Here is an 18,461-nt window from a genome sequence, read left to right on the forward strand (position 1 = left end):
CCGTCGTCCACCAGCGGGCCAGCTATGGCTACCGGCGCGTCACGGCGCTGGTGAACCGACAGCGGGCAGCCGAGGGCAAGCCCGGGGTGAACCACAAGCGCGTCTACCGGGTGATGAAGGCCGCGGGCCTGTTGTTGGCGCGCCACACGGGCAAGCCCACTCGCACCCACGAGGGGACCATTGTGACGCTCAAGAGCGACCTGCGCTGGTGCTCCGACGGCTTCGAGATTCGATGCTGGAACGGGGAGCGCGTCCAGGTGGCCTTCGCGTTGGACTGCTGCGACCGCGAAGCCATGCGCTTCGTGGCCACCACGGGCGCGCTGACGGGCGAGTTGGTGCGGGACTTGATGGCCGAGACGCTGGAGTACCGGTTCGGCGCGGGGAGCCGCGTGACGCCGCACCCCATCGAATGGCTGACCGACAACGGCCCTGCCTACACCGCCCACGAGACGCGAGCCTTCGGCGCAAAGCTGGGCCTGCTCATCCGCACAACTCCAGCGTACTCACCCGAGAGCAACGGGATGGCCGAGTCCTTCGTGAAGAGCTTCAAGCGCGACTACGTCCACCTGGCTCGCCTGGACAGTGCGGAGGCCGTCCTTCGACAGTTGCCCACGTGGTTCGACGACTACAATCACGTGCACCCTCACAAGGGCCTGAAGATGCGTTCCCCCATCGAGTACCGAAGAGCAGCATCACCCCTCTGACCGTGTCCGATTTGACGGGGGCAACTCCAATGCCCGCCAGGCCGTCGTAGACCATCAGCCCTTGGCGCCAGAACTTGCGGAAGACACCCGCGGCCAACCATTCCCGGAAGCGTCGGTAGGCGGAGGACGGATGGCATAGGCCCGTGGCCTTCAACGCACCCCACTGCATCCCCGTGCGCAGCATCAAGAGAATCCCATCGAGGGCCTGTCGGTCGGGCACTCGTGGGTTGTGGCAGCCCAGCGGGTGCTCCGGCCGAGCAGGCAACAGCGGCTCTATGCGTCGCCACAGCTCGTCTGGCACTCGCCAGCCATCGTCCTTCTTGACTACCCCATGGCTGCGTCCTCCTGCCTCTTCAACCCGGCAGGAGGCCGACCTTCTTCCCTACCGAAATAGGTTCTAAGCGGCTTCGCCGGATCGTACTGATATTCCTGCGCCGGTAAGTGAACCACGTTGGCCGGGGAGTCCGGGCTCGCAGTCGCTGGCGCCCCCAATAGTCCGCCCTCGGCCCAGATTTCACAGAACCGTTCGGCCTGCTCCATCACCGTCTGCGTCGCCGCTTCCTGCCGGTCCGGCGGTGTGGTGGGAAGCGCTCACTCCTCATCGCCGAAGTAGTCGAGGTCCAGCTTCTTGACGGTGTAGGTGGCAACCTCGGTGACCCCAACCCCGTGGTCGATCATCAGTTTGGCCAGCTCGCCGCCATCGATGAGGACGATCTTCTTCTCGATCTGGCGCACGTAGTCCCGGGCCTCCCGGCTGAAGTCCGAGGTCGTGATGAGCACACCTTTCCGGGCCCGTTGTCCCTCAAGGCTGCCGGCGAACGCCTGAACCACGGGCCTGCCGACCGTGTTGTTCCACCGCTTCGCCTGGATGTAGACGACATCGAGCCCAAGGCGATCTTCCTTGATGATGCCGTCGATGCCTTCGTCGCCGCTCTGCCCGACGGCCTGCCCGGCGTCCTTGCGGGAGCCGCCGTAGCCCATGGTCACCAGCAAATCGACAACCAGCTTCTCGAAAAATTTCGGGTCACAAGCCTTGATGCGGTCAAGGAGTTCGTCCGCGAGGCGCCTCCGCAGCTCCTGATAGCTCTCTTCGAGGATCTCCTCTGGGGTCTCTGTGGCTGACGGAAGCTCCGGCGCGGAGGGCTCCGCTTCATCGGCATCATGCCGGAGTGCCGCGAAGGCGTTGTACTCCGGGAACTGCTCCAGGAACTTCATGTCGATGCGGCTCGGCCTGCGCTGGAGCACCTCCCGGCCACGGGAGGTGATGCGGAAGCGCCCGCGCCCGTTCGGCTCCAAGAGGCCGGCCTTCTGCAAGTAGGTCTTCGCCCAGCCGACTCGGTTATGGATGCGCCGCTGGCGGCCACTGGGGAGCAACTCGTTGCGCTCCTCCTCAGTGGCCTTGAACTCCACGGTGATGGCCTCCGCGGCCTCGCGGAGCGTGTGGTCCTTGCCGTCCTGGGCGAGCCGGAGGACCGGGAGCATCGCGCTCTGGAAGTCGGGAATTGGCATGGTTAGGCGACCTTGGTTTCGCGGCGCCGCTTCGTGCGCGGGCCAGGTTCGTCGTCAGCGGGCTTGTCCCGTTTCGCTCGGATCCGCTGGAGGAGGACCGAGGCGGGCTCGTCGGTGGGGTCCTGGGGCACAAGCTCGCCCTGGAAGGCTTTCGCGAGTAACGCCCGATCCAGAGACTGGAGCCTTCGCGCCTGCTCCCGAGCGACATCCATGACGCGATTGGCTCGGGCCAGTGCTTCGTCAATCCGAGAGAGGATTGCACGCTGTTCATCACGCGGTGGGACCGGAACGACCAAGGCCCGGAGCTTGGTACCGTTCACATTGGCCTGCCCCACCTGCTGACTCACCACCGATGCGACCCACTCACGCCCGGCAGGACCGTTGATGAAGTGAGACAAGAGCAGGGGCGAGTGGTGAATGACGCGCACGCGCAACAGGTAGGACGCGAACGATGCAAGCCTGGGTTCGCCGCAGTAGACGGCTGTCTTGCCTACGAGTTCGGGACTGTTGGTCCGATTGAACAGCACGTCTCCCGGCTTGAGTAGCAGCCCCGGAAACTCGCTGTGGTCCTTAGGGAGATACTTCAGTTCGGCGAGATCAAGCTTTCCATCTTGGAGGTTCCCCATCCTGAGGACAGGTACTCCACCAGAGTCATCGTTGGTCTTGGCAGAGGTTCCGTAGACTGTCTCCTCGCCAAGCTCGTCAACTGTCGCCCATGCCCAGCCAGCCGGCAGAAGACCTGTTGTCTCCGTTGCAGGGACAGCGGCCTCGTACCTCTCCTTCCACCCGTCATCCCTGGGCACCTTCCCCTTGGCCCGCATCCGCTCCAGTTCGGCCAATTCCCAGCGGCGGCGCCTCTCGGAGCGGATCCGCTCCAGTAGTTTTGATGCGGGCTCCACGTCCGGGTTGGCAGCGCGCCAGTCTTTCGTCAGGTCGCCGCGGAACGCGGCTGCGAGCACCGATTGCCGGAATCGCTCCAGCAGCGCCGGGATGGCGTCCAGGGCTTCCTTCGCGCGGAGGCTGCGGGCCAGGAGGGCTTCGAGCTTGGCGACGATGCGTCGCTGCTCGTTGAGGGGAGGAAGCCGACAGGGGAATTCTTTCAGCAGGGCTTGGCTGATGTTGGGCTGCGCCCCGCCTTGACCGGCGGCCCTCAGATCGTCGCGACGTGAGCGCAGGTAATAGAATACAAACGGGATGAGGTCGGTCGTTAGTCCCTCGGCAACAAGCGCTGCGCACGCTTGGTTCGTGGCGGCCCGAGTCCCCAGAATGCCGACCTTGCCAATGGTGGCGCCGTACATCGCGACGAGGAGCGTCCTCTCAGGGAAGACTTTTGCGGCGCTCGCTCCAAGCGCCTCCTCGGTGATGTTCTCCTCGGTCGCTTTGATGACGCCGTCCTGAAGCTCGCCTGTCTTTACCCAGGGAATCTTCCCGCCGTAGAAAGCGGAGTTGCCGCGCGAAGGAGTACCACCGCTCGACCAGCGGCCCAGTGCGCCCAGCGTTGTCTCGGCCCAGCCTTGCGGTAGGTCGAACGTGCTCATGGCCTTCCTTCCGGAGCAATGATAATTCCTTCGAGTGCTTCGATCTCCTCCAGGGCGACGTGGAGCTGCTCCCTGATGTTGGCAGCGATGACCTCGGGCTCGGGCAGGTCATCCGAGTTCCCGCGCCCCTCGTCTCTGAGCCAGAGCACGTCCAAGTTGTCGCCACGGGCTTTGATCTCCTCGCGGCTGAACTTCCGGAACCGACCTTCGGCGCCCTGCTCCTTGCGCCTGCTCTTGCCATAAGCGTCGTCGCCAAACGCCTTCTTGAAGTCAGCGAAGTGCTCCCGGAGGAAAGGCGTCCGCTTCCCATAGGCAGGGGAATTGGTCCGCATGTCGTAGAACCAGACGGATTTGGTGTTGCCTTTGTCTGTCTGGCCACGGGTGAAGAACAGCACATTGGTCTTCACCCCCTGCGCGTAGAAGATGCCCGTCGGCAGTCGCAGGACGGTGTGCAGGTCGCACTTGTCCATGAGGTCGGCGCGGATCTCCTGGCCGACGTTCTCCTCGAAGAGCACGTTGTCTGGGACGACGATGGCCGCGCGACCACCGGGCTTCAGGCCCCGGTAGACGTGCTCCAGGAACGCAAGCTGCTTGTTCGAGGTCGGGAACGTGAAGTCGTCGCGCTCGGGCTTGCCGCCGCCCCTCTTGGTTCCGAACGGCGGGTTCGTGATGATGATGTCGGCCTTCGGCAGGTCCCGGCCCACAGGCGAGAGCGTGTCGCCAAGGATCAGATCTCCTTCCAGGTCGTGCAGGGCCATGTTCATCAGTGCGAGACGCCGAGTCTCCGGAACCAGCTCCACGCCGTAGAACGCCTTCTGGCGCTGGAACTCCTGCTGCTTCTCCGTGAGGTCGAAGTAGTTGTCGGTTTGGGCGCGGACGTGCCGGTCGGCAGCGATGAGAAACCCGCCGGTGCCGGCGGCCGGGTCCTGCACGGACTCACCGGGCTGGGGCTTCACCATGGCTACGATCGCGTCCACCAGGGGCCGAGGCGTGAAGTACTGACCCGCTCCGGACTTCACCTCCGTGGCGTTCCTCTCCAGGAGGCCCTCGTAGAGGTCACCGAGGTTCTCCCGGTCCACTCCATACCAGTCGAGCGCATCAAGAGCCCTGACGAGCGCGTTCAGGTTCTTCGGATGCCGGAGCGACGTGCTGGCGTTCGCGTAGATGTCCTGGACGCGCTTGCTGCCGTGGGTGCCGAGGTGGAGGAGCAGCTCCCGGTAGAACCGGAGCTGTTCCGTGCCCTCCCGCTTGGCAAGGTCGTCCCAGCGGTAGCCCTTGGGGAGCTGGTCCTCACGCCTGGTCTCCTTCGCCATCTTCAAGAACAGAACGAAAGCCAGCTCGGCGACGTACTGGTGGTAGGTCACTCCGTCCTCGCGAAGGAGGGAGCATAGGTTCCAGAGCTTTTGTACGAGGTCGTTCGCGTTCGTGTTCATCCAGTCACCTTGCCACCTTGTTGCCAGAGGCCGTCTCTCAGGTCAGCAAGAACCTGCTCCAGCCGGCCCTCGAAGACCTTGTTGATGTGCGTGAAGCCGCCGCTGGCCTCGAACTGACCTCGGTTGAGGGCGTCCTTATCCATGACGGTCTCGACCTTGAGCTGCTTGGCGATCCGTTCCAGCCACTTGCGTTGCGGTGTCGTCCAGGTGTTCGCCTCCAGGACCTTGCCGAGGGCGCGATCCACTCGCTCGGAGTACGGGACCAGCGCCTCGCCCAGGGCCCGCTGTCGAATGAATCCGATGATGGAGGCGGCGATGTCCTGGTTGGTCATGTCCCGCCAGGCCGTCTGGAGCGAGGTCTCGTTGTAGCCGGCCCTGTCGAGCGCCAGCTTCAGCTCCTTGAGCTGCTGCCGCGTCAGCTCGCGGGGCCGCTGGCAGACCACCATCAGCGCCGGCAGCACGTTCTGGTTCTGTCGGATGAAGGTCCCGAACTCGTCCAGGTAGTCCTTGGGCCGTACGCGACCGGGCCCGTAGCCGCGCTCCACGGACCTCAGCTTGTCCACATGGTCGCTGACGTAGACGACCGGACCCGGGCCCGTGGCGGTGTCAAGGACCTCGCCGAGCTGCTTGTGGGTCGAGAGCCAGGCCGCGATCTCCGCTGGGGACTTCTTGCGGAGGAAGGTCAGCACTTCGCCAACAGGCATCCCGGCCGCTGCCTCCAAGGACTCGGCCGACCTGCCCTCCAGGACCGGTCTCTTCCGCCGCAGCTTGACCACGAGCTGGTCGATGACCTGCTGCTGGGCCTCCGCATCCTTCAGGTCCAGCAGCTCGTCGACGAGCTTCGTGAACGTGAAGAATGGGTTCACGACCACCGGTTTCATCGACGTGAAGGGCTCCAATGCCCCGTAGAGGTCCACTGCATCGAAGATGCGGAAGACCTCCTTGCCGATATCGTCGCAGCGGCGAGTCCCTCGACCGAGCATCTGCTCGTAGAGGATGCGGCTCTTCACCCTCCGCAGGAATACGACGTTCACGATGGGCGGCACGTCGATGCCGGTGGTGAGCAGGTCCACGGTGACGGCGATGCTCGGCTGCTTCTCGTTCTTGAAGCGGCGGATGAGCTGGAGCGGCTTGTCCGAGCTGCCGGTGATCTTCATCACGGCGTTGTCGTCCACGCCCCCGTACTGGGCATCCAGCGCCTTCTTCAACGCCGCGACCACGATGTCCGCATGCGCGTCTGTGGCGCAGAAGATGAGGGTCTTCCCGTCAGCGGCAGGGTCAATCTGCCGGGCCAGTTCCTCGCAGACGACACGGTTGAAGTTCTCGGTGACGACCCGTGTGTTGAACGACTCCACGTCGAAAGACAGCTCGTCCTGCATGTGGATAAGGTCGAGCTGCTGGGTCCGGGTGTTGTAGGTCGGGACCGCCTCGCCGGCAGCCCAGCGGATGCCCCCCTCGGACAACTCCGTGTTGATGCGGATCGGCGGCTCGTGGTCCACGAGCCAGCCGTCGATGACCGCCTCCGGATAGCTGTAGGTGTAGACCGGATCGCCGAAAATCTGCGTGGTGTGGAGGGCGGGCGTCGCCGTCAGGCCGATCTTCACAGCATCGAAATGGTCGAGGACCCGGCGGTACGTGCTGATGTAATCGTCCTGGCTTCGGAAGCTCAGCTCCGAGTCGCTCATCTCCCGGTCGAGCGTGTAGCCGCGATGGCACTCGTCCACGACGATGCAGTCGTAGTCGTCCACACTCGGCCTCTCGCCGTCGTCGCTGTAGAGGATCCGCTTCACCATCCCCTGGACCGTGGCGAAGTGGAGCTTGGTCTCGGGGTCCGGTCGAACTTCCTCCAGGCCCTTCACGTTGAAGATGTCCGTGAAGGTCTGAAGGCTTTCCAGGCGCGCGTGCTTGAAGGCGTTGATGGCCTGCTCCCCGAGGGCGCTCCGGTCCACGAGGAAGAGCACCCGGCGGAAGCGCCGGGTCTTCACGAGCCGGTAGACGAGCCCGATGAACGTGCGCGTCTTCCCGGTGCCCGTGGCCATGGCTATCAGGCTTTCGCGGCGCCCCTTCTCCAGGGCCGCTTCGACGGCCTGGATGGCCTTGATCTGGTAGTCGCGCAGGCCGAGGTACTCGGTCGGCTCCGCGCGCAGCGCCGCTTCTGACGCCTCCCGGTCCTGCTGGAGCAACTCGCGCAGACCGGCCGGGGCGTACCATCCGGCGAGCGCCCGGGGATGGTTGGTCGGGCGCCGCGCGTCGAGGAAGTGGATTCCGCTCTTCAGCTCAAGCTGCCGCAGGTACGGCCTGCCGTTCGTCGCGAAGAGAAACGGCACAAGGTACTTGCCCCATGGCCCTCCGGGCAGCACCTCCTCACCCTGGCGCTGGTAGCCCTCGCTGTACCGCTTCGCCTGCTGAATGGCGCCGGCCGCATCCTTGCGGCGACGCTTGGCCTCAACCACGGCCAGGGCATCAAGGCCGGCGAAGAGAACGTAGTCCGCCGGGCCGCTCTCGGTGGGCCACTCCGCGATGGCCAGGTTGCGTCCACGCTGCGGCCGGGCGCCGGCCGCGAAGGTCAGGTTCTGCGAGTCAGCCTCCCAGCCCGCCTGACGAAGCTGCTCGTCGATGAGCTGCCTCGTGTCGGCCTCGTCCAGGTCCAGCTCGGCACCGGCTGCTTGCGCTCTCTTGAGCAGAAGGTCGAGCTGCTGGGCAGGCGCCGCATTTGCCTGGCTCTGCACAGCGTCGAGGCGTGCCTTGAGCTTCGCTTCGGCCTCCTCGGCGAGCGCCTGCCACACCTCGCGTTCCTCGGCGTCCCTTCGGGCCCGCTCTTCGGCGGTGAGGCGTTGCCGGGCTTCCTCAGCGGCAGCGGCCCTGGCTGCCTCAGCACCGAGCGTGGCCTGCGCAAGCTCGCTCCGGAGACGTTCCAGTTCCTGTGCGAGCGTCTTGGACTCCTGCGCCGGATCGGGAGGCGGGATGAACGGCCCCGGGCTGAAACCGCGCTCCTTGCCGAAGGTCCGGTGGAACCAGATCGCCAGCACGCGGGCGAGCTTCAGCCCGTGGAGGGCCTGGCTGTGCGTCCCGCGGGCCTCGTGCGCGGCCACGTTCCCGGCTCGACGAAGGTCGTGGAGGACCTGCCGGACCTCAACGGTCAGCGCACCGCGCGAGTCCAGGGCCCGGATGAGGTCCACCTGGCTCTGGTCCGTGGACGCGTACAGACCGAGGTTCGCGGCGGCTCGCTGGGCGAGGACCTCCGCGAACTGTCTGAGCTTCATCAGGCAGGTCGTGGGATCTTCCGCGAAGTAGCGCTCCGCCTGTGCCCCCAAGGCGACCAAGAGCGGGTCGTGGATCCGCAGGAACTCAAAATTTGAAGAGCGCGGCAGAGGGGTGGGCACCCGGCGATTCTACCCCTGATCAAAGTTTCCCGAGGTTCTCGGGCAGGGCAGGGAATCGCACCTCACGGACCGGGGAGGGGCGCGTCCATTCCTAGGGTCGAGCCCGTACGTAATCCGTACGTAATCGAGCGGACGCCAGCGAACCCCTATGAACGGTTCAGCCCCGTAAGTGCCCAAAGATTTCAGGCACTTACGGGGCTGTTCCTATGTCCCCGACGGGATTCGAACCCGTGTTACCGGCTTGAAAGGCCAGCGTCCTGGGCCTCTAGACGACGGGGACGACACGCACTTGAGTCGCGGGGGGCTCGAACCCCCGACCCTCGGCTTAAAAGGCCGGTGCTCTACCAGCTGAGCTAGCGACTCGCACTATTCTTTTTTCGAAACCGGAAGTCACGGGCCGCCTGACCGACCGGCGACGCGCTTCCTACCAGCAGTGCCTCGGGACTTCCACTGGCGTGCGCATGGCACCTTTCCTGACGGGGTGGGGAGGACTCCCGGTGAACGTCCCGGCGCACGATGCCGCCGCGCTGTCACCCAGGGGCGGTATAGAAGGGCCATGTCCCAGGATGTTTCCCCCGACGAGCACGATGACCTCGATGAAGGCGCCGAGGCAGCTCCCTTCCGTCGCTACCTCACGCGCGCGGGCGCCGAGCGGATGCATCGGGAGCTGCTTCAGCTGCTGAACGAGGCTCGGCCCAAGGTCACCGCCGAGGTCTCCGCCGCGGCCGCCCAGGGGGACCGCTCCGAGAACGCCGAGTACATCTACGGCAAGAAGCGCCTCCGGGAGATCGACCGGCGCATTCGCTTCCTCCAGCGCCGCCTGGACACGGCTACCATCGTCACCCCGGCTGAACAGAGCGACCGCTCGAAAGTCTACTTCGGCGCCACCGTGACCCTCGAGGACGAGGACGGCGAGCGCACGACCTACCAGATCGTCGGCTCGGACGAGATCGACGCCTCGGGAGGTCGCATCAGCGTCGAGTCCCCCATCGGGCGCGCGCTCTTGCGCAAGGCCCCAGGGGAGACGGTGGAGGTCCGCCGCCCACGCGGGGAGATCGAACTCACCATCGTCGACATCCGCTACGATTGAGAAGATTCCATGTCCCGGACGCAGCAGGTCAGCCCCGCCTTTCGCCGCATCTATCAGCGCCTGCGCACGGCGGACCTGTCTGCCTCCTCGTGTGAGGACCTCTCGCTCGAGGACTTGGGTCTGGAAATGAACGCTCACCGGGCGAACCTCGCGTTCGGCACGTACAGCCGCGAGGGCGTGGTGCATGCCCTGCGTGCCTACGGTCTCGTCCAGCGGGTGGAGGACCGGGTGGGGCCCTTGGAGCTGCGCCTCTCCAGCGAGGATCCGTTCCATCCCCGCCTGACGTTCTGGAGTCGCCGGTTCTACGCGCCCGTCGCGGACCTCTCTCTTCGCCGGACGACTGGAGCCGAACTCGGGTTGACCGGAACACTCGGCGAGACGGAGGTTCTCTACCTCGACAGCATCCTGTTGCAGCACCCCGGCCGTCACTTCGATTGGACCCGTCCCCCCCTGCCCGGGCAGTCCCATCCGGGCCTCTCGTTGTCGAAGGAGATATTGGAAATTCTCCTCCTGATGGCGACGCGGATCGGCGCTGAGGCGCTCGCGTTGACTCCCTCCACCTTCTCCGCGGCATCCGTGTACGAGCGGACCTTCCGGTTCGTGGACGGCGCCGCGCAGGGGCGCTTCTCGGCCATGCGCCGTGCTGGGCGACAGCGGCCGCGGTGGCTCCTCGCGTGGGCCGTGGAGCTGGGCTGTCTGCGCGACCCCCAGAGGCAGTCGGCGCTCTTCACCCCGTTGCCCATGGTGGCGCCCCTGTCACGGAGGATGGCCCGGCGCTTCGAGTCCCGCTCCTGGCGCGAGCCGTATCGACAGTACGCGGACACACTGCTGGCCATCGACGAAGAGGCCCTCCAGGCGCGCTTCCCCTGGGAGCGCATGCCGCCAGGGCCGCCTCCCGAGCGAGTCGCGGAGTTGCTCGGATATGATCCGCTCGCTCCCCATCCCCATCGCTCCGAGTCAGACGCTGGACGGGACGCGGTCGCGCGCTCTGGGCGTTCTACCTAGGGAGCCCAGAAGCGGCGCTCTCGCCGCGTGGACTTTCCGACAGCTCGCCTTTCGGACGGGAAGGCGGCTGCTTCCTCGCGAGGCGGAGCCTATATTGGACTCCCACCCCCGTCGCACGCCGTCAGCGGTCGCACCCGAACCTCGTCAGGTCGCGCCACCCACGATGCGAAAGAACTTCATCCTCGACACGAACGTCCTGCTTCACGATCCCCGCAGCATCTACGGATTCAAGGACAACAACGTCATCATCCCCATCTATGTGATCGAGGAGATTGATCAGTTCAAGCGCGATCTCTCCGAGCTGGGGCGCAATGCCCGCTTGGTGGCGCGCTACCTCGACTCGTTCCGGGCGGAGGGCTCTCTCAAGGAGGGCGTGCCGCTTCCGCATGGAGGCATGTTGCGCGTGTGCTTCTCGTCGCGCGAGCTGCCGCTCTCCATGGCGGACAGTAACCTGATGGACAACCGCATCCTCGCGGTGGCCATCGACCTGATGGGCAAGGAGCCGGAGACCCAGGCGGTCTTCATCACCAAGGACACCAACCTCCGCATCCGCGCGGACGCGCTCGGCCTCATCGCCGAGGACTACGACACCGAGCGGGTGGAGATCACCGAGCTGTACACCGGCTTCACCGAGCTCCTTGCGCCGCGAGACCAGGTGGATCAGCTGTACCGCCCCGGCGCCGAGGTGGAGATCGCCCAAGCCGACCGGCTCTTCCCCAACGAGTTGGTGCTGCTCAAGGACGAGACGAATCCGTCCCATACCGCGATGGCGCGCTTCCACGGCGTCAAGGGGCGGCTCGTTCCGTTGGCGCGTCAGAGCAAGGAGGGCACCTGGGGAGTCCGGCCTCGCAACATGGAGCAGGCCTTCTGCCTGGACCTGTTGCTCAACGACGACATCAAGCTCGTCACCATCGTGGGCAAGGCGGGCACGGGCAAGACGCTGCTCGCCATCGCCGCGGGGCTCCAGAAGGTCACCGAAGAAGGGCTCTATCAGAAGCTGCTCGTCAGCCGGCCCATCTTCCCCTTGGGGCGCGACATCGGCTATCTGCCCGGCAGCGTCGAGGAGAAGCTGAATCCCTGGATGCAGCCCATCTTCGACAACGTGGAGTTCTTGATGAACCTCAGCCGCGCGGACAAGAAGGCCGGCCGCGGCTACCACGAACTCTTGGATCTGGGGTTGATGGAGATCGAGCCGCTCACGTACATCCGCGGCCGGAGCATCCCCAACCAGTACATCATCGTGGACGAGGCGCAGAACCTCACGCCGCACGAAGTGAAGACCATCATCACCCGCGTGGGGGACAACACGAAGATCATCCTCACGGGGGATCCGTTCCAGATCGACAACCCGTACGTGGACGCGACCAACAACGGGCTGGTTCACGTGGTGAACCGGTTCAAGAGCGAGAAGATCGCGGGTCACATCACCATGGCCAAGGGTGAACGGAGCGCCCTGGCCGAGCTCGCGGCGAACCTCCTCTAGCGGGCCGTCCGCCGCCACGCATCGAGAGCCTCATGAAGAAGGAATCCCCAGAGTCACCCGTTCCCCCCGACGAGGAGAAGAAGCCGCTCATCGAGTACCCGTCGGTCTACACCTTCAAGGTCATGGGTGCTCAGGCGCCTGATTTCGTCGACCATGTCCGCGAGCTGTTCCGGCGGATGATGGGGTCAGAGATCTCCCCGGACTCGATCCACGAGCAGCCCAGCAGCAAGGGCAAGTACGTGTCCCTCAGCGTCTCGGTGTACTTGCTCTCCGAGGAGCAACGGCGCTCCATCTACGCCCAACTCCACCAGGACAAGCGGATCGTCTACTACCTGTGAAGCGGGCAGAGCGGAGGCGCCTGTCGCGGGTCGGCTCGGGTGGCCCCCGGCTGGAAGTCCAGCCGGGGTGGGTATAAGAGGGAGCCACATGAGCCTCGCTGTGCACTTCCCGCTGTATCAACCCGCCAGCGCCCAGCGCGCGTTCGGCACGGATGAGGCGACGCGCCGGTTCGCCAAGGTGGCGCAGCTCGAACCCGGTTCCCGTGTTCTGGTCCTGGGCGCGGGGCCTGATGGCCAGGCGGCCCTGCTCCTGGCTCAAGAGCTGAACTGCACCGTCGTGGCGGCGGACACGGACGATGGCCTGCTCGCCTCCGTGCGGGAACAAGCCCAGCTCCGCGGCGTGCTGGAGCGGGTCGAACTGCGCAAGGTCTCCTTGAGTGCGCTCGACCTCCCCGCCGCGAGCTTCAACGCCATTCTCATTCCAGGGCGAGTGCCTTACGCGCTGCCCGATGCATTGGGGCGCCTGCGTCCGCTGCTGGCGAAGCGAGGGCGGCTCGGATTGACCTATCCAGCCCGGGTGGGACGGCACGCGCCCAAGGCCGCCCTCGACTTCTGGGAGCATCGGCTCGGTGCTCCGCTGCTGGTTCCGCGTGAGCTGATGCAGACGATGGAGGCCGCGGGCTTCGAGCCCGAGGCGGCCGAGACGCTCCACGACGCGGAGCTGGATTCGCTCTACCAAGAGATGGAGGCCCAGCTCACGGTGCTACCCGCCGAGGAGGCGGCTCGCCCGCGTGAGGAGGTGGCCCTGCATCGCGAGCACAATGGCCGCACGGGCGCGAGCTACGCCTTCATCGTGGGCCGTCGCAAGGAGCCGGGAGAGAAGCCGCCGGCGTCGCGGGATCGCGGCTGAGCTGGGCTGCTCCCGCCCTCGACAGGGGGGGAGGCCCCGGTGCCTCACTGCATGGCGCCGTGGAAGTCGAGCAGCTCGATGGACTCGGGCGCCACGGCCAGGGACACCACATCACGGTAGCCCGCCGCGTCTCCACCGACCTGGAAGGGCATGGGGCGATTGAAGCGAATGGTGGCGCCCTGGGTGTGGAAGTCGTGGATGCCCTCGTGGTTCCAGCGACCGTTCCAGAGCTTGTGGAGGTTGGTGAGAACCTGCGTCGGGGTCACCTGGCCGAGCCGCAGCTGCATGAAGCCCCGTCGCGAGCTGGCGTGGGGGAACATCCGGAACCCATAGCCGTAGTAGGGCATGGTTCCCGCAGCAGCCATCATCACCTCGCCACGGAAGAGCACCGCGCCCGGAGCGAGCGGCTCACCCATCTCACGGCCGTCCGGTCCGATGCGGTACGCCTCGGAGGCGCCGTTGATGACCTCGCACTCCACCTGGACCGAGCCCGTCAGGTAGTAGGGCACCGTCTTGAAGGCGACCGCTGAGAAGTAGCCGCCACCGCCGGTGAGCACGCTCTTGAGCATGCCCTTGCCCAGGCTCTCCTTCACCCAGATGTAGTCGTTGAGGATCTTCCCATCCACGCCGAGGCCCGCGAACGGAGCTCGCTGGCCATCCACCAGCAGGAGGTCCATGGCGCGATGTCCGGGGACCTCTCCCGCTCGCGCGCGGAGCACGTCGTTGAGGATGCCGTCGCCGCGAGCCCCCGAGGCATTCACGTGCGCGGCGATGCCGTTGCCCGTTCCCAGCTTGAGGATGCCGAATCGCGGCGCCTGCTGTCCCGCGAACCGACCGCGGGGCCCCACCTGTTGGAGGACCTCATTGACGAACCCCATGAACGTGCCGTCGCCGCCGCCCGTGAAGACCGTGGGGTACCCGCGCTCCAGGACCGTCTGGGCGATGCGGCGCGCATCCAGCTCCGAGCGGGAGAGGAACAAGTCCTGCTCCGGGACCACATGGGACAGCATCTTCACGACCCGGGCGTCGACCTTGCGCGCGTTGGCGTTCAGCATGACCGCGACCTTCGGCTCGGACTCGGCCGCGGGGGCGCGGCGCAGGTCCGGCGAGCGGAGGGGCTGAACCATCATGATGGGCTCCAAGGTGGGGGGCAGGGGGGCTCGTGACGCGACGCTCGCCCCATTGTGCAGTTTTCTCGCCAGTCGCTGACGCGAGGCGTCAGTGGGTGCGACCCACTGTGATTCCAGTGGGTTGCGAGGTTCGCTGGTCATCGATGACGGCGCGGGTTGCTACCGCCGGGTGACAGCGGTGTAGAGCGCGTTACGCACCCGTCCCGTGAAGGTGGCAGGCGAGTGGCGTGGGGCGAGCGGGCCGATGTGGACTGCGCGACGCCTTCACCCGCCCCACCTTCCCTCCAGGAGGATCGGAAAACCCCTCGCTCGTTTGACACCGAGGGGTGGGTGGTTACGTTGGGCGTACATCAGGACTTCGTAGGAAAACCGCAGTCATTTCCGGAGGATAGCAACCGTGGGCAAGATTATCGGGATCGACCTGGGCACCACGAACAGCGTGGTCGCGATCATGGAGGGTCGCGAGCCCAAGGTCATCGTCAACGAGGAAGGCAGCCGCATCACGCCCTCGGTGGTCGCGTTCACGAAGGATGGAGAGCGCCTGGTCGGTCAGGTGGCGAAGCGTCAGGCCATCACGAACCCGGAGCGCACCATCTATTCCGTGAAGCGCTTCATGGGGCGCCGGTACGAGGAAGTGGGCGAAGAGGCCAAGCTCGTCCCGTACAAGGTTGCCAAGGGCCAGCACGGCGATGCTCGCGTGGAGATCGACGGCAAGCAGTACAGCGCGCCGGAGATCAGCGCGCAGGTGCTGCTCAAGCTGAAGCGCGCCGCGGAGAACTACCTGGGCGAGAAGGTGACCGAGGCGGTCATCACCGTTCCGGCGTACTTCAACGACGCCCAGCGCCAGGCCACCAAGGACGCCGGTGAGATTGCGGGCCTCACGGTTCGCCGCATCGTGAACGAGCCGACGGCCGCCGCGCTCGCGTACGGGCTCGACAAGAAGAAGGACGAGAAGATCGCCGTCTACGACTTCGGCGGCGGCACCTTCGACATCTCCATCCTCGAGGTGGGTGAGAACGTCGTGGAGGTGCTCGCCACCAACGGCGACACGCACCTCGGTGGCGACAACATCGACCTGACGATCATGGATTGGCTGATCGCCGAGTTCAAGAAGGACACGGGGCTCGACGTCTCCAAGGACAAGATGGTTCTCCAGCGCCTGAAGGAGGCGGCGGAGAAGGCGAAGATCGAGCTGTCGAGCGCGATGGAGACGGAGATCAACCTGCCGTTCCTCACGGCGGATGCGTCCGGTCCCAAGCACCTGAACGTGAAGCTCACGCGCGCGAAGTTCGAGGCGATGATCGACAAGCTCGTCGAGCGCTCGCTGGAGCCGTGCCGCAAGTGCCTCAAGGACTCGGGGCTGGAAGCGAAGGACCTCAACGAGGTCGTGCTCGTGGGCGGCAGCACGCGCATCCCGATGGTTCAGGAGGCCGTGAAGCGGCTGTTCGGCAAGGAGCCGAACCGCTCGGTGAACCCCGACGAGGTCGTGGCGGTGGGCGCCGCGGTGCAGGCGGGTGTGCTCTCCGGCGAGGTGAAGGACATCCTCCTGCTGGACGTCACGCCGCTGTCCCTGGGCGTCGAGACGCTCGGTGGCGTGATGACCAAGCTCATCGAGCGCAACACCACGATTCCCTCGCGGAAGTCGGAGACCTTCTCCACGGCCGCGGACGGACAGACCCAGGTGGAGATCCACGTCCTCCAGGGTGAGCGCGAGATGGCGGGCGACAACCGCAGCCTCGGCCGCTTCCACCTGACGGGCCTTCCTCCGGCGCCGCGCGGCGTGCCCCAGGTCGAGGTGACGTTCGACATCGACGCGAACGGCATCCTCAACGTCACCGCCAAGGACAAGGCGACGGGCAAGGAGCAGAAGGTCACCATCTCCCACTCGTCTGGTCTCGCGAAGGACGAGGTCGAGAAGATGGTCAACGACGCCCGCAGCAACGAGGCCGCGGACAAGGCGCGTCGTGAGCTGGTGGAGGTCAAGAATCAGGCGGAGAGCCAGTCCTACGCCGCGGAGAAGATGGTCCGCGAGAACAAGGACAAGCTGGGCCCGGACGTGACCAAGTCCATCGAAGAGGCGGTGGCGGAGCTGAACAAGGTCCGCGAAGGCCAGGACAAGGACGCCATCAAGGCGGCGCTCGATAAGCTGCAGCAGGCCAGCTACAAGGCGGCTGAGGCGATGTACCGCGCGACGGGTGGCAGCCCTGAGGGCGCACCTGCCGCGGACGCGGGGCCTGAGGCTGCGGCCGGTGGGCAGCAGGGCGCGAAGAAGGACGACGTGGTGGACGCGGAGTTCCGCCAGTCCTGAGTCTCTGAACGTCGTCGTCGAGCCATGAATGGCTCGCGCATGTGCTGAGCAGAAGGCCGGTGTCCTCGACGAGGGTGCCGGCTTTCTTGTTTTCAGACCTCCTGTCCATGCGGACTCAGGGCGCTTCCGCCGGGTGGGACGGTGGTGCGAGGGACTGGACGCCCAGCCGTGACAACCCCTTGATTTCGCTCTGCTGGGCGGTGGTCCTCGCACTGCATCCAGGGCTGGCACCTCGTTGTCTCGAAGGTGCCTGACATGTCCCGAATCGAATCGTCGACCACGCCTGTTCTGCCGGAGCCCACAGCGGCTGACCCTGTGGCGTGTTCATCCCGGAGTGGTTTCTCGAGCAGTTCGGTGTCGGCGCGGAGCGACTCGGTTCGCAACTCCGTGGAAGTGTTTCGAGGAGAGAAGCCCCTTCCGAATGCGATGAATGGTGGAGCCGCGCGGCCTCGGTCGGGTGAGGGCAATCAGTTCGACTTCGCGATCGGCGGCATGTTCCCGCCGAAGCCCACGGGGAATTTGCGTGAGCAGGCCAAGCAGGGGGCGCTGACCGCGATGCAATCGGAGGCAGCCGCGGCGAGCCAGCTCCTTCGAGGTGGTGCCGCGGTGGATGCATACGCGCGGCAGCATCTGAAGATGTTGGACGCCAGCCCGCCGATTGCTGGGGCGCCAACGTCGCTGACGGACTACGCCAGCGTGATTCCCGGCGTGTCGGCGGAGACGGCGTACCGGACGTTCGTGCGTGAACCGAACGCGCTCTTTGGCGCCGCGGGCATCGTCCTCCGCCCGGCCACGAGTTCCTTGGCGGATGGCGCCAAACTGTTCCTCGAGGAGAAAGGGATGCCGCCGGTGTGGGCGCCCATCTCCGTGCACCTCGACGCTCAGAATCGCACGGTGCACATCACCACCTTGGACGGTCATCCGCTGCGAGGCACCAACCGTTTCGTTTTCGAGGACGACGGCCGGGGGGGCACGCGTGTTCGCCAGTACTCAGCCTTCCAGGGCAGCTCCCCAGCCACGAGCGTGGGGCTCACGCTGATGGACCCCATTGAACGGCAGCATGACATCTGGCGCAGCGTGCACGGGAAGCTCCATGACATGCTGCGGGCGCGCTGACATATCCATCCCGGAGAGGTGGTCCATGACGCGACTTCAGACGACGGCACCAGGGCATGATGTCGTCCTCTACGATGGTCATTGCCGCATTTGCAGTGGGGCGGCACGGGAGATGAAACGGCTGCTCGGGGGGCAGGGAACGGAGCTGCGCTCCTTCCGGGATGAGGGTGTTTTGGACTCATTCCCTGGCATCTCCGCGGAGCGGTGCGAGCGGGCGATGCAACTGGTCCAAGCGGATGGCCGGGTCGTTGAAGGGGCCGAGGCCATTGTGCGCGCCTTGGGGCGCCGCACCTTGGGCCGCTTGCTGTACGTCTATTACGTGCCCGGTCTGCGGCAGGTCATCGACCTGGCCTATCGAGTCTTCGCTCGCTATCGCTTTCGGATCGCGGGACGGCAGTGCTCGGATGGGAGTTGCGCGGTGCACTTCAAATAGGCGGAGGAGGGCGGCTAGGGGCTGTCCCTGGTCTCGCGTTCGGAAAACAACTCGGGGTTGGCCGAACGTTCAGTTCGGTCAACTCCCAATCGCTCGCGGTTGCTGGTAGGGGCCCTGGGTGCTCAGCACAGGCCTATGCGC

The 18,461-nt window shown here is 65.7% G+C and carries 14 protein-coding genes, 2 tRNA genes and 1 pseudogene; 9 read left to right on the plus strand and 8 right to left on the minus strand.

Features of this window, described 5'->3' with window-relative positions:
• A partial coding sequence (locus KRR26_RS35075; RefSeq protein ID WP_217082007.1) for an IS3 family transposase occupies positions 1–704 on the plus strand: 704 nt, incomplete at its 5' end.
• A gap of 45 nt (positions 705–749) precedes the next feature.
• Here the strand turns inward: KRR26_RS35075 and KRR26_RS35080 are convergent.
• The 7 genes and pseudogenes from KRR26_RS35080 to KRR26_RS35110 all read right to left on the minus strand — a co-directional run.
• Positions 750–1,005, minus strand: a pseudogene (locus KRR26_RS35080) (transposase); the annotation flags it as partial.
• A 290-nt stretch (positions 1,006–1,295) separates the two neighbouring features.
• Entirely contained in the window at positions 1,296–2,213 is a 918-nt protein-coding gene (locus KRR26_RS35085; RefSeq protein ID WP_217082008.1) for a restriction endonuclease, read from the minus strand.
• 2 nt (positions 2,214–2,215) lie between these two features.
• Positions 2,216–3,751: a restriction endonuclease subunit S gene (locus KRR26_RS35090; protein WP_217082009.1), complete on the minus strand. Its 1,536-nt coding sequence runs from the start codon at positions 3,749–3,751 to the stop codon at positions 2,216–2,218.
• On the minus strand, positions 3,748–5,184 hold the full coding sequence (locus KRR26_RS35095; RefSeq protein WP_217082010.1) for a class I SAM-dependent DNA methyltransferase: 1,437 nt from the start codon (positions 5,182–5,184) through the stop codon (positions 3,748–3,750). Before KRR26_RS35095 ends, KRR26_RS35090 begins: the two co-directional genes overlap by 4 nt.
• A complete protein-coding gene (gene hsdR / locus KRR26_RS35100; RefSeq protein ID WP_217082011.1) occupies positions 5,181–8,567 on the minus strand; it encodes a type I restriction-modification system endonuclease in 3,387 nt (1,128 codons plus the stop codon). Before hsdR ends, KRR26_RS35095 begins: the two co-directional genes overlap by 4 nt.
• A gap of 207 nt (positions 8,568–8,774) precedes the next feature.
• Positions 8,775–8,847 (minus strand) — tRNA-Glu (locus tag KRR26_RS35105).
• Positions 8,848–8,857: 10 nt separating this feature from the next.
• A tRNA-Lys gene (locus KRR26_RS35110) sits at positions 8,858–8,930 on the minus strand.
• A 193-nt stretch (positions 8,931–9,123) separates the two neighbouring features.
• Here KRR26_RS35110 and greB point away from each other — a divergent pair.
• From greB to KRR26_RS35135, 5 genes are all read left to right on the plus strand, one after another.
• Positions 9,124–9,657, plus strand: a complete 534-nt coding sequence (gene greB / locus KRR26_RS35115) for a transcription elongation factor GreB (RefSeq protein WP_120210178.1) — start codon at positions 9,124–9,126, stop codon at positions 9,655–9,657.
• Between the two features lie 9 nt (positions 9,658–9,666).
• Positions 9,667–10,662, plus strand: coding sequence for a deacetylase (locus tag KRR26_RS35120; RefSeq protein ID WP_236069517.1), 996 nt, complete (start codon positions 9,667–9,669; stop codon positions 10,660–10,662).
• A gap of 163 nt (positions 10,663–10,825) precedes the next feature.
• Positions 10,826–12,145, plus strand: coding sequence for a PhoH family protein (locus tag KRR26_RS35125; RefSeq protein WP_120210179.1), 1,320 nt, complete (start codon positions 10,826–10,828; stop codon positions 12,143–12,145).
• 32 nt (positions 12,146–12,177) lie between these two features.
• Positions 12,178–12,483 carry an HP0495 family protein gene (locus KRR26_RS35130; RefSeq protein ID WP_217082012.1) on the plus strand — a complete coding sequence of 102 codons (306 nt, stop codon included), beginning with the start codon at positions 12,178–12,180 and terminating at the stop codon, positions 12,481–12,483.
• A gap of 88 nt (positions 12,484–12,571) precedes the next feature.
• On the plus strand, positions 12,572–13,333 hold the full coding sequence (locus tag KRR26_RS35135) for an SAM-dependent methyltransferase (RefSeq protein WP_217082013.1): 762 nt from the start codon (positions 12,572–12,574) through the stop codon (positions 13,331–13,333).
• 44 nt (positions 13,334–13,377) lie between these two features.
• Here the strand turns inward: KRR26_RS35135 and KRR26_RS35140 are convergent, their stop codons facing one another.
• Positions 13,378–14,463, minus strand: coding sequence for a diacylglycerol/lipid kinase family protein (locus KRR26_RS35140; RefSeq protein ID WP_217082014.1), 1,086 nt, complete (start codon positions 14,461–14,463; stop codon positions 13,378–13,380).
• Positions 14,464–14,860: 397 nt separating this feature from the next.
• Between KRR26_RS35140 and dnaK the strand changes: the two genes are divergently transcribed.
• From dnaK to KRR26_RS35155, 3 genes are all read left to right on the plus strand, one after another.
• Positions 14,861–16,771 carry a molecular chaperone DnaK gene (gene dnaK, locus KRR26_RS35145; RefSeq protein WP_217082015.1) on the plus strand — a complete coding sequence of 637 codons (1,911 nt, stop codon included), beginning with the start codon at positions 14,861–14,863 and terminating at the stop codon, positions 16,769–16,771.
• 426 nt (positions 16,772–17,197) lie between these two features.
• Positions 17,198–17,887: an SRPBCC family protein gene (locus tag KRR26_RS35150; protein WP_236069518.1), complete on the plus strand. Its 690-nt coding sequence runs from the start codon at positions 17,198–17,200 to the stop codon at positions 17,885–17,887.
• 25 nt (positions 17,888–17,912) lie between these two features.
• Positions 17,913–18,320, plus strand: a complete 408-nt coding sequence (locus KRR26_RS35155; RefSeq protein ID WP_217082017.1) for a thiol-disulfide oxidoreductase DCC family protein — start codon at positions 17,913–17,915, stop codon at positions 18,318–18,320.
• Positions 18,321–18,461 lie beyond the last annotated feature (141 nt).

Source organism: Citreicoccus inhibens (assembly GCF_019039035.1).
Lineage (GTDB): Bacteria > Myxococcota > Myxococcia > Myxococcales > Myxococcaceae > Citreicoccus > Citreicoccus inhibens.